We start from the raw sequence: 15,766 nt of genomic DNA on the forward strand, positions 1-15,766 counted from the left end.
GTTCTTTGGGTAACACACCTGAAACCAAACCAAATATGAAGTTGTACCAACACTTTTTTTTAGGGGCAATTGGCCAGAGCCTGCTCTTTGCAATGAGCGGAACCTGTCATGCACAATCCTCCGATATACAGATTTATTTTAAAAAACCAGCGGCCTCCTTTCAGGAGGCTTTGCCATTAGGAAACGGCCGTCTCGGTGCACTGATTGGTGGAAACCCTAATAAAGACAAAATCACGCTCAATGAGATCTCCTTATGGTCTGGCGGGGTACAGGATGCGGACAATGAAAATGCCCACAACCACCTGAAACCCATTCAGGATTTACTGCTGAAAGGTCAGAATAAAGAAGCTCAGGAGTTGTTACAACAACAGTTTGTAGCGAAAGGAGCAGGCTCCGGTTCCGGAAACGGGCAAAATGTTCCTTATGGCTGTTATCAGACCATGGGCGATTTGTTCATCTCCTGGAAGGATACCACTGCTGCTTATTCAGATTATCACAGAACCTTAAACCTGGAAAAGGCCATCGCGAAAACGAGCTGGAAGCGGAACGGGGTTACCTATACGCAGGAAGCATTGATCAGCATTCCCGGAAACATCATGATGATCAGAATCAGGGCTTCGGAAAAAGGGAAAATCAGCTTTTCCACCAGCATCAACAGGAAAGAAAATGCAAGCGTAAAAAGTGAGGGCCAGCGCCTGATGATGACCGGGCAATTGCCAAATGGCAAAGAAGCAGGATTACGCTTTGCTGCAGGATTACAGGTGCAGGCCAATGGGGGCAGGAAATCCATTAAAGGAACGGAGATCGAAGTTCTCAATGCCGATGAATGTATTTTGCTTTGGACGGCTGCTACAGATTATAACATCGCTGATTACAGCAAAAGAGGGGCAGATCCGGTACAGGTTGTAAAAAACAACCTGCTTCGCGCAGAGAAACTTAGCCCTTTACAACTGGAAAAAGCACATGTCAATGCCTTTGGCAGCTTTTTCAACAGAAACCGGTTTTACCTTAAAGGAGCAAGTACTGAAGTTGCAGGTTTAAGTACCCCGGAACGCTTAGTCCGCTATGCAAAACAATTGCCCGATCCTCAGTTTCCGGCATTGTATTATAATTTCGGACGTTATTTACTGATCTCTTCCTCACAACGGGGGAGTTTACCTGCCAACCTGCAAGGCCTCTGGGCGGAAGAATACCAGACGCCCTGGAATGGTGATTATCACATGAACATCAACATTCAGATGAACTACTGGCTGGCCGAGCCTACCGGGTTAGGAGACCTTGCAGATCCTTTACACCGCTTTATTGCGGGCCTCGTTAAACCTGGTATGAAGACGGCAAAAGCCTATTACAATGCGCCGGGATGGGTAGCACATGTGATTGCCAATCCATGGGGATACACTTCTCCGGGAGAGGGGGCGCAATGGGGTTCTACGCTTACCGGAGGAGCATGGATGTGTGAACACATCTGGGAACATTATCAGTTTACCGGAGATAAGGCTTTCCTCGCAAAATATTATCCGGTACTTAAAGAAGCCGCTAACTTTTTATCGGCGATCCTCATTGAAGAGCCGACACACAAATGGCTGGTCACCGCTCCTTCGAATTCACCGGAAAACACCTATATCATGCCAGATGGTTTTAAAGGACAAACGGCAATGGGGCCAACGATGGACATGCAGATCTGCAGGGAAATCTTTGGCTATAGCATAGAAGCTGCAAAAATTTTAGATAAAGATCAGGACTGGGCAGGAAAATTAACCAAGATCAGAAAGCGGCTTGCGCCTAATCAGATCGGTGCTGCCGGAGACATTAATGAATGGCTGAACGATTGGAAAGATGAGGAGCCTCAGCATCGCCATACCTCACATTTATATGGCTTACATCCTTACGAAGAAATTACCCCATGGGATAGCCCGGAACTGGCAAATGCGGCAAGAGAAACACTGAAACAAAGAGGCGATGATGGTACGGGCTGGTCGAAAGCCTGGAAGATCAATTTCTGGGCAAGACTAGGAGATGGTGATCACGCTTTGAAACTATTTCAACAACTGGTTACTCCGGTAGACCCCATCCGTAAATTAAACATGCATTCCGGTGGAACTTATCCGAACCTGTTCTGTGCACATCCGCCATTCCAGATTGATGGGAACTTTGGAGGAACAGCAGGGATCGCAGAAATGCTGATGCAGAGCCATGGAAAAGACAATGTGATCCGCTTATTGCCGGCATTGCCTTCCAATAGAGATTGGAAAGATGGAAGTGTGAAAGGAATGAGGGCCAGAAATGCTTTTGTAGTTGATTTTGAATGGCAAAACTCCAGGCTGAAAAGCGGTAAAATACTTGCGCTGAATGCCGGGCCTTGTCAGGTGGCTTTACCTGAAAATACCCTATTGAAAGATGCCGGGGGTAAAACGATTGCCCGGACAAAAGATAAAGCCGGGGTGCTTAGCTTCAACGCTGTTAAAGGTTCATCTTACCGTTTCGAAAGCCGTTAACCCGGAATTAAAAGACGATGACTATATTTATTCTATGAAAAAAATCCCTCTTTTTATTAGCTTGTTGCTTTTGTCTTCTGCGTTATTTGCCCAGAAAAAGCCCAATATGGTGATCATCGTTTCTGATGACCATGCTTTCCAAACGATCAGTGCTTACGGAAGCAAATTGATGCAAACCCCAAATATCGACAGGATTGCAAAGGAAGGGATGATCTTCAACAAGGCATAAGTCACCAACTCCATTTGTGGCCCCAGCAGAGCCGTGATTCTGACCGGAAAATACAGTCATAAAAATGGCTTCAAAGACAACGACCATTCCAGGTTTGATGGAAACCAGGATACTTTTGTGAAACATTTGCAATCCGGAGGATACCAGACGGCATGGATCGGGAAATGGCATTTGGGAAGTAATCCGGAGGGTTTTAACTACTGGCAGATTCTTCCCGATCAAGGGGATTATTACAATCCTGATTTTTTGATGATGGATGGGAGCAGGAAAAAGACAACAGGTTATGTGTCCAACCTGATTGAAGATGCCGCAGAGGAATGGATGGAGAAAAGAGATCCTTCCAAACCTTTCTGCCTGGTTATCGGACATAAGGCCACGCACCGTTCCTGGATGCCGGATACCACAGATATGGGGCGTTTTGAAAAGCAGCACTTTCCAATGCCAGCGAACTTTTATGATGCTTACCTGAACAGGGAAGCGGCAAAGGTTCAGGACATGACCATAGATAAAACCATGACTTTGGGTTACGACCTGAAAATGCTTTCTTACAGCAAGAAGGGAGAACCTGCGGTGAACCGCATGAATGAGGCACAGCGTGCGAAGTTTGAAGCCTATTACCAACCGGTGGAAGCTGATTTTAAAGCCAGAAAACTGGAAGGGAAAGCCTTGGTAGAATGGAAATATCAACGTTATATGAAAGATTACCTGAGTACTGCAGCTTCTTTAGACCGCAATATAGGACGCACACTGGACTATCTGGACCAACATGATTTAAAAGAGAATACCATCGTCGTCTACCTGTCCGATCAGGGTTTTTATATGGGAGAACACGGTTGGTTTGACAAACGCTTTATGTATGAAGAATCCTTCAGGACACCAATGATGATGCGTTATCCGGGAAAGATCAAGCCGGGCAGCAAATCTGAAGATTTTGTGATGAACCTGGATATCGCCCCAACCATGCTGGATGCTGCGGGGTTGGCAGTGCCAAAAGAGGTACAGGGGAAATCTTTTATGCCCTTACTCAAAGGAAATCCTAAAACCAAGGGCAGGGAGGCGATGTACTACCATTACTATGAAAATACCGTTCATTCTGTTTCACCACATTTTGGCGTCAGGACCAACAGGTACAAGTTGATCCGTTTCTATGAGCGGGTGAATACCTGGGAGCTCTATGACCTTCAAAAGGATCCCAGCGAAGAAAATAACCTTTTCGGAAAAAAGGGATATGATTCGATTACAAAGGAATTAAAAGGAGTGTTGAAAGCACAGATTCTTAAATATGAAGATCAGGAAGCTGCCGGATTAATGGAATAAATCAGTCACCTGATTTTTACGCAAGCGTTTGCGTTGACAAAGCGCTAAAAAGGAGCAGGCAGATTCGTTATATTCGTTTAATACATTAATTCTAACCAAACAAGACCACAAATGAAACCTAACCGTAGAAAATTTTTACAATCACTGGCCATTGGCACGGGAGCAGTAGCCATCGGATTGCCTGCTTTCTCAAAAGAGGCAGGAGCTGAAGCCGAAAGCAGTTATCGCTATAGCGAAGCGGCGCCAAAATTTAACATGTGCGGATATGCGGCACCAAAGATAGATAAAGTTCGCATTGGAATTATTGGCCTTGGAATGCGCGGACCGGGTGCGGTAGGGCGCATGTCCTTTATTGAAGGGGTGGAGATCAAAGCCCTCTGTGATAAACTTCCGGAAAGGGCAACTGCTGCACAAAAATTCCTGACCGAAAAAGGCCTGCCTAAAGCAACAGAGTATTCCGGCGAAAATGGCTGGAAGGAAATGATCGATAAAGAAGACCTGGACCTTGTTTACATCTGTACCCCATGGCATTTACATACCCCAATGGCAGTTTATGCGATGGAGCATGGCAAACATGCCGCTACAGAGGTTCCTGCGGCGCTCACAATCGAAGATTGCTGGAAACTGGTAGAAACCTCTGAAAAGACCCGGAAGCATTGTATGATGCTGGAAAACTGCTGTTATGACTTCTTCGAAATGCTGACCTTAAATATGGCTCGTCAGGGCATGTTCGGAGAGCTGATCCATGCAGAAGGGGCTTATATTCATGATCTGTTAGGGCTGAACTTTAACAAGAAAGGGTATGAGAGCATGTGGAGATTAAAAGAAAACATTGATTTCAATGGAAACTTATATCCTACACATGGTTTAGGGCCGATTGCACAATGTATGAACATCAACAGAGGGGATAAAATGGATTACCTGGTTTCCGTATCTACCAATGATTTTATGATGGGTGATGAAGCTAAAGAAAGGGCGAAAAAAGATGCTTTCTACAATGAATTTGTAGGTAGAAACTACAGAGGTAATATGAATACCACCACCATCAGAACGAGCAAGGGGAAAACCTTAATGCTGCAGCATGATGTGACCTCTCCAAGACCATATTCCAGAATCCACCTGTTGAGCGGAACAAAAGGATTTGCCAGCAAATGGCCTGATCCGGAACGCATCACCTTTGGGGAAGAATGGCTGAAAGAGGATGAAATGAAAAAATTATATGATAAGTATACCCCGGAACTGATCAAACATGTGGGAGATATCGCTAAAAAAGTCGGTGGACATGGCGGAATGGACTTCATGATGGACTGGCGACTGATCGATTGCCTGCGCAACGGACTTCCTTTAGATCAGGATGTTTATGATGCTGCAGCCTGGAGCTGTATTGTACCATTGAGCAAGAAATCTGTTTCAAAGCGGTCTTCCAGTGTAGATATTCCTGATTTCACCAGAGGTGGATGGACGGCCAATAAGCCAGTTAGCCTAACCCTGGAAGGTGGTGGAAATACCACGGTTAGAAGTATGAAATAAGTAGGAATATTCCGTTTTTATAAGAAGCCCGGAGCTGCCGCAAACGTTTGTGCAGTCCCGGGCTTTTTGATTTGCCTCCACAATGTTGATGAGTTAAAAATTGTAGAGGCTATGGGCTTGATTTTCTTATCTTTGCGGCAATGAAGCTTGCCCTACAAAAACCCCGATACCTGATAGTCATCGGTTTAACCGTATTTCTGTGTATCATCGGGATCATTCTTTTTACCGGTAGTCTTGTGGAAAAACGCATGACCCGGATTTCGGAATTTGCAGGGGCGATTTTATTCAAGCAAAAGCTCAGCGTCTTTAATTATGAGTTTAATAATATCCTGAATATCAACCGGAATGCGGTGAAGGTGTTTGAGGAGGGGAAAGGCCCTTACACGGAAGAGCTGAGCGATGAAAACCTGCAGAAAACACTTCGACAGGTTGTACTGGCAGAAAAAAAGGTGAACCGCGCCTGGTATGCCGTCGTAAAAGGAAGGGATACTTCCTTCTTTTACCTGGTGCGTAACAAGGAAGGTGTTCACAAGGCGGCAATGCCGGATGAAGTGAAAACCTGGGCAAAGCAACAGTTTTTTATTCAGAATGGGCCTATGGTCAGGTCCAGTATGAGCGATAAAAGGGATACCCTGCATTGGCTTACGGCCTCAGATCTGCTGCAATCCCCAAAAGGTAAGCTGATCTTTGGCCTGGACATCAACCTGCAGGAACTCCGGCTTGCCTTTTATGATATCGACCCCATTACCTTCACTTTTGGATTTCTGGTGGATGAAAACGGCGTTTGTATCTACAGTCCATACGAAAAAGTGATCGGAAAAAAGCTGTACCAGATGCGGATGGAAAAAATGAACACGAGGGTGATCGGAGGTGGAAAAATCCGAAGCGAAAAGGCGATGTCAGATTCCATTCAAATCCCGGTGAAGAGGTACTATATCCCCAATGCGATCGTAGGTTTAAAATGGACACTGGTGGTAGATGTTCCAAGCTTTCTCCTGGAAGAAGACGTAACGGCGATCAAGAATTATTCCGTTTATCTGGGACTGATCGCAGTAAGCATCATCATAGGGCTGATCTGGCTGTATCAGCGCAGATGGCAAAAGGAATTTATCATCAGAAGGGAAGTGGAAATCAACCTGCAGGAACTCTCTATGGAGAAACAAGCTTTGAATCTCATTGCCGAGCGGCAACAAAAGGAAAATGCGCTGTTGCAACTCGGAAAACTAAAAGAGAAAGTGAATCCGCATTTCCTGTTCAATTCCCTCAGCTCTTTAAACGCCTTGATTGCACAGGATCCTGATCTGGCAAAATCTTTTGTGGTCAAGCTATCCAGAGTTTACCGTTATGTACTGGAATCCTATCCCAACGGATTGGCAACTGTGGAAGAAGAGCTTCGCTTCATGAATGAATATTTTTTCTTATTGAAGATCCGTTTTGGAGAAGGACTGGAACCTTTAACCCTGCAGATTTCTGAAGCACACCTGCAAGGGAAAATCCCTTTTATGAGTTTGCAAACCCTGATTGAAAATGCAGTGAAGCACAATATCCTATCCAAATCCAACCCGTTAAAAATCAGGATCGAGAGCCTGGGTGAAGGAATTATGGTGAGCAATAACCTGCAACTCCGCCCCGATGTCCGCGATTCCGGAAAACAGGGTTTAAATTACCTGCAAAGTACCTATGCTTATTTTGGAAATCAACAACTAAAGTATGGCGTGGAAGGGGATCAATATCAGTGCTTTCTTCCTGTTTTGTATTTAACTGAATAATAATCAGGACATCATATTTAATTAACAATGATTTTTTTCACTCCTTAAAACTGCGCTTTCACTAAACATAATGCGCCATTCCACTCCTAATAATTTCATAATGTGCCAATTATGCAGCACTTTGGAACATGATTTTGAATAAGACTTCATTTTTTTCAACCGGAAAAAAACACCAGATTAAACTAGCCGATACTGTAAGGATGCCTCTTTTTCTGGGCATGGTATGCCTCTTTGCGTTCAATGTAAACGCACAGACTCCCAATAAATTGCCTAAGAAAATTGTTAAGAAAGCAGTTACTGATACCTTAAAAAAGAAGAACCTTGCCGATACCACCAAAGGCAAAGACCTTAAAAATTATACCGAGCTTTTAAAGAAAGCCAAGACCCTGAATGGCTTGTTTAAAGTTCATCAGGTAGAAATGGATTATTACTTTGAGATTCCTTTAAAATTAATGGGAAAGGATTTTCTGATTGTCAATAAGATCTCTTCCGTACCACTGTCGATAAATGAGTTAGGGGTAAATAAAGGGGTTAACTATGACAATAAAGTGATTCGTTTTTCTCAGAACAAACTGGCTAAAACGATATGGGTAAAATCGATTGTTCCACAGGTGGAATCGCCGGCAGGGGATGCCATCACCCGCTCCGTGAAAGATAACTTCGTGGGTTCTGTAATTGAATCTTTCAAGATCGAAGCATACTCGCCGGACTCTTCAGCAGTAGTGATCAAAATGAATAAGGTTTTTGATGGAACGGAGAAGAGTTTTAATGATGTTTTTACAGATATTGGATTGGGGACTGCGCCAAAAACCAGTTTATCCGGTATTGAGCACATCAAGAGCTTTCCGGAAAATATTGTGGTGCGTGCGTTGTTGACGACCAAAGTAACCGAAGGCACAACAACGATACCCGTGAGTATGGCGGTGACTACAAACCTGCTTTTATTGCCGGAAAAGCCGATGAAACCTCGTTTTGCAGATGATAGAGTTGGTTTTTTTACCACCCCAAGATGGTATTTCTCTGATGCCCAGCATAAACTGGAAACCAGAGCGCTGTTAACGAGATGGAGAATGGAGCCTAAACCGGAAGACCGCGCCCGTTACCTTAAAGGAGAACTGGTGGAGCCGGTAAAGCCAATCATCTTTTATATCGATCCATCCACTCCTCCACAATGGAGAAAACAAATCATTGCAGGAGTAACAGACTGGCAGAAAGCTTTTGAGCAAGCCGGGTTTAAAAATGCGATTCAGGCGAGAGAAGTGACCGATACCACTGATTATGATGGAGATGATATCCGTTATTCGGAGATCACCTACGCGGCTTCACCGAAGTCTAATGCAATGGGACCCGCAGTGGTTGACCCACGTTCCGGAGAAATCCTGGAATCAGATGTGATCTGGTGGCATAACGTCATGACCTCTTTGAATTTCTGGATGAGGGTGCAAACAGGGGTGATTGATCCGGAAGCAAGAAAAAACAAGCTTTCTGATGAACGCATGGCACATGCCATCCGATTTGTATCTTCTCATGAGATCGGTCATACTTTAGGTCTGAAACACAATATGAGCTCTTCTTTCTCCTTTCCGGTAGATTCTTTGCGTTCCCCTTCCTTTACCAACCGTATGGGCGGAACAGCTTCTTCCATCATGGATTATGCACGTTTCAATTATGTGGCACAACCGGAAGATAAGGTGACTAATATTACACCTCAGATCGGACTTTATGATAAATATGCCATTGCATGGGGATACCGTTGGTTAGATGTAGAAGATCCGCATCAGGAACTTCCTATCCTCAGAGAGTGGATTAAAGTACATGCCAACGATCCTTTATACCACTATGGAGAACAACAGGACTCTAAAAATGTGATCGATCCAAGGGCACAATCTGAAGATTTAGGAGACGATGCGGTGAAAGCAAGTCAATATGGATTGGCAAACCTGAAGCGTCTGGTGCCACAAATCAGCACCTGGGCTTCCAATGATGGCGAAGACTATCTTCAGGCTGGAAAACTCTTTATGGCAGCCATCTATCAATGGCAAACCTATGCAGAGCACGTGATGGCGAACATTGGTGGTTTATACCTGGAAAAACCGGTAGCAGGAGACGATAAAAATGCCTATACACCGGTTCCTAAAACCATGCAGGTAAAAGCATTAAAGTTTTTAAAAGAAGAGGCCATCACCGCTCCGGAATGGTTGTTCAATAAAGACCTGTTAAAAAAAACTTTCCCGGTTAAAGAATCACCAATGGGTCCGTTTGAATATGCCCCTTATAACCTGAAACGTGAATTTCAATATGGTTTCTTGTATAGCCTGGTCAGCCAGGAGCGCCTCTTGAGAATGATGGAAATGGAAGTCATGCTGGGTAAAGAAAACGTTTTTACAGTAGCCGAATTACTGAAAGAACTGAGATCAACAGCCTTTGCAAAAACGTTAAGCGGTAAAACCCTTTCTGTGGAAGACCGCATGTTGGAGCAAAATTACGTAGATGTATTGCTGGTAAGCACAGATAAAATGCTGGAGAAAATCACCAAAAACTCCTTAAAAGAAAACACATTTAAACTGAAAAATGAATTGCAGATCTGTGATTTCGGCGATAATGGCAAGGCTGCCGCAGGAGCTGATCATACTTCATTAAGAAACATTCAATTCAGTTCCATGAGCAGGACCTCTGATGTAGCCGCAGCGAAACGCGGAGAGCTGTTACAGATTGTCACACTATTAGAAAAAAATAAAGGCAGAGGGGATGATGCCACAAAAGGCCATTATATGGACCTGATCCTGAGGATTCGTCAGAGCCTTAAAATGAACTAAAGAACAACCAACAAACTAATAAAATAATATAGGGGATATGAATAAACAATTACTTTTAATACTGTTCCTGTTAGGCATAAGCCTGACGGGTTTCAGTCAGAAACAAACGACCATCACCGGAACGGTGCTGGACGAAAAGGATGGCTTGCCCATCCCGGGGGCCTCTGTATTTGTAGACAATGCCGTAATTGGTGAGCAGAGTGGAGTTCCTGGTGTGATCCAGAATTCTGTGATCGGAACGGTAACCGATAGCAATGGTAAGTTTAGCTTAAAAGTACCGGAAGGAACTACTGCTTTAAAAGTAAGTTACCTTGGGTACAATGCCGTGCTGATCAATATCATCAATAAAAGCAATATCACTGTTTCCCTGAAAAACAGTGACAATACATTGGGTGAGGTTGTCGTGAATGGATATTCGGACATTGCCAAACGTAAAAATACGACTGCAACTACCAAACTGGATTACAGTAAAATCCGTCAGACCGGGGTATCCGGAATTGATCAGATGCTGGCCGGACAGGTAGCAGGGGTAAATGTAAGTACCATTACCGGCGGACCAGGCGCAGCACCTAAGATCAGAATCCGTGGTACGGTTTCTTTGAACGGAACCCAGGATCCTTTATGGGTATTGGACGGCCTTCCACTGGAAGGAACAGATCTGCCAAGCAGACTTGCAGATAAAGACAATATTGACCAGTTGCGTAATTTGCCGATCGCCGGACTAAACCCGGACGATATCGAGGACATTACGATCCTGAAAGATGCTGCCGCAACTTCTATTTATGGAGCAAGGGCTGCCAATGGCGTAATTGTGATTACTACAAAAAAGGGTAAAAAAGGACCGATGTCGATCAATTTCAGCGCCAATACCTTTATCGCACAAAGACCTGACCTCGGCAAACTAAATTTGATGAATGCCAATGAAAAGGTAGATTTTGAATTGGGCTTAGCCTCCAGATCTGATCTGACCTGGAGAGATAACCAGGGTGCAATCTCCAGAATTCTTAATAAAAGCGGAGAACTGAATACGTATAGAACCAATGGTTTCTCAGGTTTAAGTACGGCTACACAAAATGCAATCAATGCATTGAGGACACAAGGTACAGACTGGGAAAAGGAATTGTATCAGCAGGCCATTAACCAGCAATACACGATGGCATTGTCTGGTGGAACGGAACAGGCGAGCTATTACTTCTCGGGTGGTTATTATAACGAAAAAGGAACGACGAAGCAAACCGGAATGGAACGCTACAACATGACCCTGAAAACGGATTTTAACATTTCTCCGAAATTGAAAGCGGGAGTGGCCATTTTTGGTTCCAAAACCAAACGTAATAATTACCTGACAGATGCAGATTCATTTACGAATCTGGCCACTTATACCAGGAATGTAAATCCTTACCAAACGGTAAGAGATGCTTCCGGTGCTTTTAACTACGATCCGGATATGTTTGGGAACATAAACGGAGATGTTTACCTTCCTTTTAACCTGGTAGAAGAACGTGAAAATACCCGCTATACCCTCAACAGTAAGAGTGTGAAAACGGTTATGGACCTGGGTTATCAGATCAATAAAGACCTGAAAATCCGTACGGAACTGGGCCTTCAGTTTGAGGATGTTGGCGTAGAGAAATATGCGGGTCAGTCTTCTTATTTTTTACGTAAACTGAGAGAAGGAACCAAATATTACAACTCTGCAACTAAAAAAGATGAGTACTTTTTACCGGTAGGTGGAACGAATCAAAATCAGACCTCTTCCTTATTTCAATACAACTGGAAATCCATTCTGGAGTACAAAAAGGTCTTTGCTGATAAACATGAAATTGAAGCCCTTGCAGGATCAGAGTTGAGAAGAAACAACAGAGAAGACATCAATGTCAAAGCTTTTGGTTTTAACGAACAGACACTGACCAACCAGAACATTATATTTCCAAATGGTAATTACGATGGAAAATCATCTCCATACCGTGCGTATCAGAAAACAAAAGGTGAAAATGCCTTTGCCTCTTTCTATGGTACCTTATCTTATACTTACGACAGAAAATATACCGCTTATGGAAGTATCCGTTACGATGGATCAGATCTTTTTGGGGTAGATCCTAAGTACAGATACCTGCCGATTTATTCGATTTCAGGTGCCTGGAATGCCAATGAAGAAGATTTTATTAAAAATGTCAAATGGATTTCCAATCTGCGCGTTCGTGGTTCCTACGGACTTCAGGGAAATATCGACAAAAATACCTCGCCGTTTGTAGTGGGTGATTATGGTAATGTTCCAATCCTTCCGGGTGGGAATCAGCCTGTAATCTCTGTAAACAGCCCACCAAACAATAAACTGAGATGGGAAAGAACGACTACCTATAATGCGGGTCTGGATTTCGGAATATTGAATAATGCCGTTCAGTTTACGGTAGATTATTACCATCGTTTCAGTGATGACCTGATTGGAACTGAAGCTTTGCAATTGGAAAATGGATTTGATTTTACCAGCTCAAACTTCTCCCAGGTAAGGAATCAGGGAATTGAGTTCTCTGTCTCCACAAGAAACATCAGCACGCATAATTTCCAATGGTTTACAGATTTTAACATCGCCCGTAACAAAAGCAAGGTGATCAGGGAGAAAGTTCGCCCGAACCAGCTGAACCCATCTAAAGAAGGGTATCCGGTGAATGCATTGTTCGTACTTAAAACAGCCGGACTGGATGCCAACGGCATTCCTCAGTTCCAGAGAGATGGAAAAACAGTTTCCCTGGAAGATTTCTATAAATTATATGATCCGCTTGCAGGCATATTTGACGGACAATTGGTGAGCAGTGGATTGGATGGAAAAGGATTCCAGGACTTGTATACTTATGCCGGTGATATGGACCCTAAATTTACAGGGGGCTTAACCAACCGTTTCCGCTATGCGAATTTCGATTTGTCGGTAACCGCTATCTTTAACATTGACCAGTGGGTGAAAGCGAGACCTACTTATAGCGCAGCTGAAGTAGACCGTGGAAGGAATTACTCGAGAGATGTACTGAACGCCTGGTCGCCACAGAATCCTGGTAGTAACTTGCCTGGAATTTATGGCTACGATACCTATGCCGGAAGCCGTTGGATGGCTTATAAATGGCAAAGTGGTAACGATCCTGGAAATACCTATAACGACCTGGACATCTTTGCAAAGAAAATCAGCTATGTGAGGATCAACAGCATCCGTCTTGGTTATACCATGCCATCTAAGATTGCCGGTAAAATTAAAGCAAATAGCTTGAGAGTTAGTGTAGAAGGCAGAAATCCATTTGTATTCGGAACAAGCTATAAAGGCTTCTTTGATCCGGAGACCTATGGTAATATTTATTCACAACCGATTACAAGAAGCATTTCTATCGGTTTAAATGCCACTTTTTAAATAAAAATCTGATGAATAAGATCATAAAATTAACCGCTGTAATCTGCCTGATTTTGTCGGCCAGCAGCTGTAAGAAATATTTAGATATAGAACCGATAGGAAGGGTCATTCCTAAAACTGCGGATGACTTCAGGTCATTGCTGAATTCGGGATACGCGGGCTTTCCTAACCATAAATCCTTACTTGCTTATCGTACGGAAGAATTGTTGTTGAATGAAGACAACTCGGAAACCAACAATTACCGCGATATCTATAAATGGAATGACGTTACTCCGGATCCTGTTTCCCTTCAGTTTCCTTACCTGTCGATGTATAAATCCATCTTTTATGCGAACACCGTAATTGCAGATGTGATCGATAAAGCCGGAAAGAATGCAGAAACAGAACAGATAAAAGGAGAGGCTTACTTACTTCGTGCCTATGGCCATTTTGAGCTGCTCAACCTGTACGCGAAACCTTATGATAAAAATACGGCAGCAACAGATCGCGGTGTAGCACTTTCTTTAACCATCGATCTGGAACAAAAATATACTCCGGTATCTGTAGAGAAAGTATATGATCAGATCTTTGCCGATCTTTCAGAGGGATTGAAACTGATTAATGTAACGACTTTCGAGGCGGGCAAGAACTATAGGTTTAGCAAACGCGCTGCCCTGGCACTTGCTGCAAGGATTTACGAATTCAGAGGAGATTGGGCAAATGCCTTGAAGGCCAGTCAGGATGCTTTAGCGCTGAACGGAGAACTGGAAGACCTGAATGTAGCGACCTCAGTTTTACCGAATCACTACCAGTCGAAAGAAAACATCATGTCTATGGAAAAAGCATTTGATCCGGGAGCGACCAATTCTTCCTTAATCTCTGCACACCTGATCGGAATTTATGATGAGGTTAACGACAAAAGGTTTGCAAAGTATTTCAGTAAAAGAGGAACGGATTACAGATCGGTTAAAGGTAATTTAGACGCCTTAAAGATTTCTTTCCATAACTCAGAATTGTATTTGATCCAGGCTGAAGCGGCGTTACAGAGCGATAACTTGTCGCTGGCCCTGCAAAGTTTAATGGCCCTGAAAGCAAAACGTCTGACGCCTGCTTATTTCGCGACAGAACAAACCAGGATCTCAGGACTTGATAAAGCTGCGCTTTTACAGGAGATCATCAACGAAAGAGAAAGAGAACTGGCGCTGGAAGGTCACCGCTGGTACGATTTAAGACGTTATGGTCAGCCGGCATTAAGCCATACTTCGTTAGGCGTAACTTTTACGCTTCAAAAAAATGATCCAAGATACACGATCCGTTTCCCAAGAGAAGCGATCGCTAACAATCCTGGTCTTCAATAGGGGGGAGATATAGTATACGTCTTTTGAACGTGAATTACTCCGGTCTGTTTTTACAGGCCGGAGTTTTTTTTTACATTTACAGTTCAGCAAAAAAAGATGAGGGTATTAATTATTGAGGATGAAGAACTGGCGGCGGATACGTTGCACAAGACGCTGTTGAAACTGAATCCGAAAATAGAAGTCCTCGCTATCCTGGGAACCGTCGAAGCTGCGGTATCCTGGCTGAGCAAAAACACGGCAGACCTGCTGTTCATGGACATCCACCTGGGCGATGGAGAGAGCTTCCAGATCTTTGAACAGGTGACCGTAGAAAGCCCGGTGATCTTTACCACGGCCTACGATCAGTATACCTTAAAAGCGTTTAAAAATCAAGGCATCGATTACCTGCTTAAACCTTTCGACGAAGAAGATGTAGCTTCAGCCCTGAACAAACTGGACAGCATCCGTAAATTTTCTGAAATCAATATCCCTCAGATCCGCTTTAAAGCAGAGGAGCCTTTGGCCAGAATCCGCAACCGCTTTATGGTCAAACTGGGCAAACTTATCAAGACCGTACAGTCTGATGATGTGGCTTATTTTATGGCGGATGATAAATACCTGTTCCTGGTCACCAACGACAAGCAGAATTACATCATTGAAGAAACGATAGGCAGTCTGGAACCCCAGCTGGATAGTTCCGACTTCTTCCGCATCAACCGCAAGTTCATCATCCACATCAAAGCGATCAGGGAGATGTACAAGCTTTCCCGAAACCGGGTGAGAATTGTACTCGAACCTGCACCGGTAGAAGGACTGGAAGTGGTGGTCAGTGAAGAAAGGGCGGAAGCGTTTAAAAACTGGTTAAATCAATAATCGCTTTTAATTTCCATTAAATTC

Annotated in this window: 7 protein-coding genes and 1 pseudogene; all 8 read left to right on the top strand. The window is 43.8% G+C overall.

All coding sequences use genetic code 11. From position 1 onward, the window contains the following. Positions 1–35 precede the first annotated feature (35 nt). The 8 genes and pseudogenes from AAFF35_RS08415 to AAFF35_RS08450 all read left to right on the top strand — a co-directional run bounded on the left by AAFF35_RS08415 (position 36) and on the right by AAFF35_RS08450 (position 15,742). Positions 36–2,495 (top strand): glycoside hydrolase N-terminal domain-containing protein, encoded by a 2,460-nt coding sequence (locus AAFF35_RS08415; RefSeq protein WP_342331988.1) that lies wholly within the window; start codon positions 36–38, stop codon positions 2,493–2,495. Positions 2,496–2,601: 106 nt separating this feature from the next. Beyond that, positions 2,602–4,041, top strand: a pseudogene (locus AAFF35_RS08420) (sulfatase). 111 nt (positions 4,042–4,152) lie between these two features. Beyond that, complete coding sequence (locus tag AAFF35_RS08425; RefSeq protein WP_342331989.1) at positions 4,153–5,571, top strand: Gfo/Idh/MocA family oxidoreductase; 1,419 nt, start codon at positions 4,153–4,155, stop codon at positions 5,569–5,571. Between the two features lie 140 nt (positions 5,572–5,711). Then, the gene (locus tag AAFF35_RS08430) at positions 5,712–7,340 is read left to right on the top strand and encodes a histidine kinase (protein ID WP_342331990.1); all 1,629 of its coding nucleotides are present in this window, start codon (positions 5,712–5,714) and stop codon (positions 7,338–7,340) included. Positions 7,341–7,468: 128 nt separating this feature from the next. Next, entirely contained in the window at positions 7,469–10,156 is a 2,688-nt protein-coding gene (locus AAFF35_RS08435) for a zinc-dependent metalloprotease (protein WP_342331991.1), read from the top strand. Between the two features lie 37 nt (positions 10,157–10,193). Further along, positions 10,194–13,553 carry a SusC/RagA family TonB-linked outer membrane protein gene (locus AAFF35_RS08440; protein ID WP_342331992.1) on the top strand — a complete coding sequence of 1,120 codons (3,360 nt, stop codon included), beginning with the start codon at positions 10,194–10,196 and terminating at the stop codon, positions 13,551–13,553. A gap of 11 nt (positions 13,554–13,564) precedes the next feature. Next, the gene (locus AAFF35_RS08445; protein WP_342331993.1) at positions 13,565–14,890 is read left to right on the top strand and encodes a RagB/SusD family nutrient uptake outer membrane protein; all 1,326 of its coding nucleotides are present in this window, start codon (positions 13,565–13,567) and stop codon (positions 14,888–14,890) included. A 96-nt stretch (positions 14,891–14,986) separates the two neighbouring features. Further along, a complete protein-coding gene (locus tag AAFF35_RS08450; protein WP_342331994.1) occupies positions 14,987–15,742 on the top strand; it encodes a LytTR family DNA-binding domain-containing protein in 756 nt (251 codons plus the stop codon). The last annotated feature ends 24 nt before the right edge of the window (positions 15,743–15,766 follow it).

The sequence above is a fragment of the Pedobacter sp. FW305-3-2-15-E-R2A2 genome, assembly GCF_038446955.1.
Classification (GTDB): domain Bacteria; phylum Bacteroidota; class Bacteroidia; order Sphingobacteriales; family Sphingobacteriaceae; genus Pedobacter.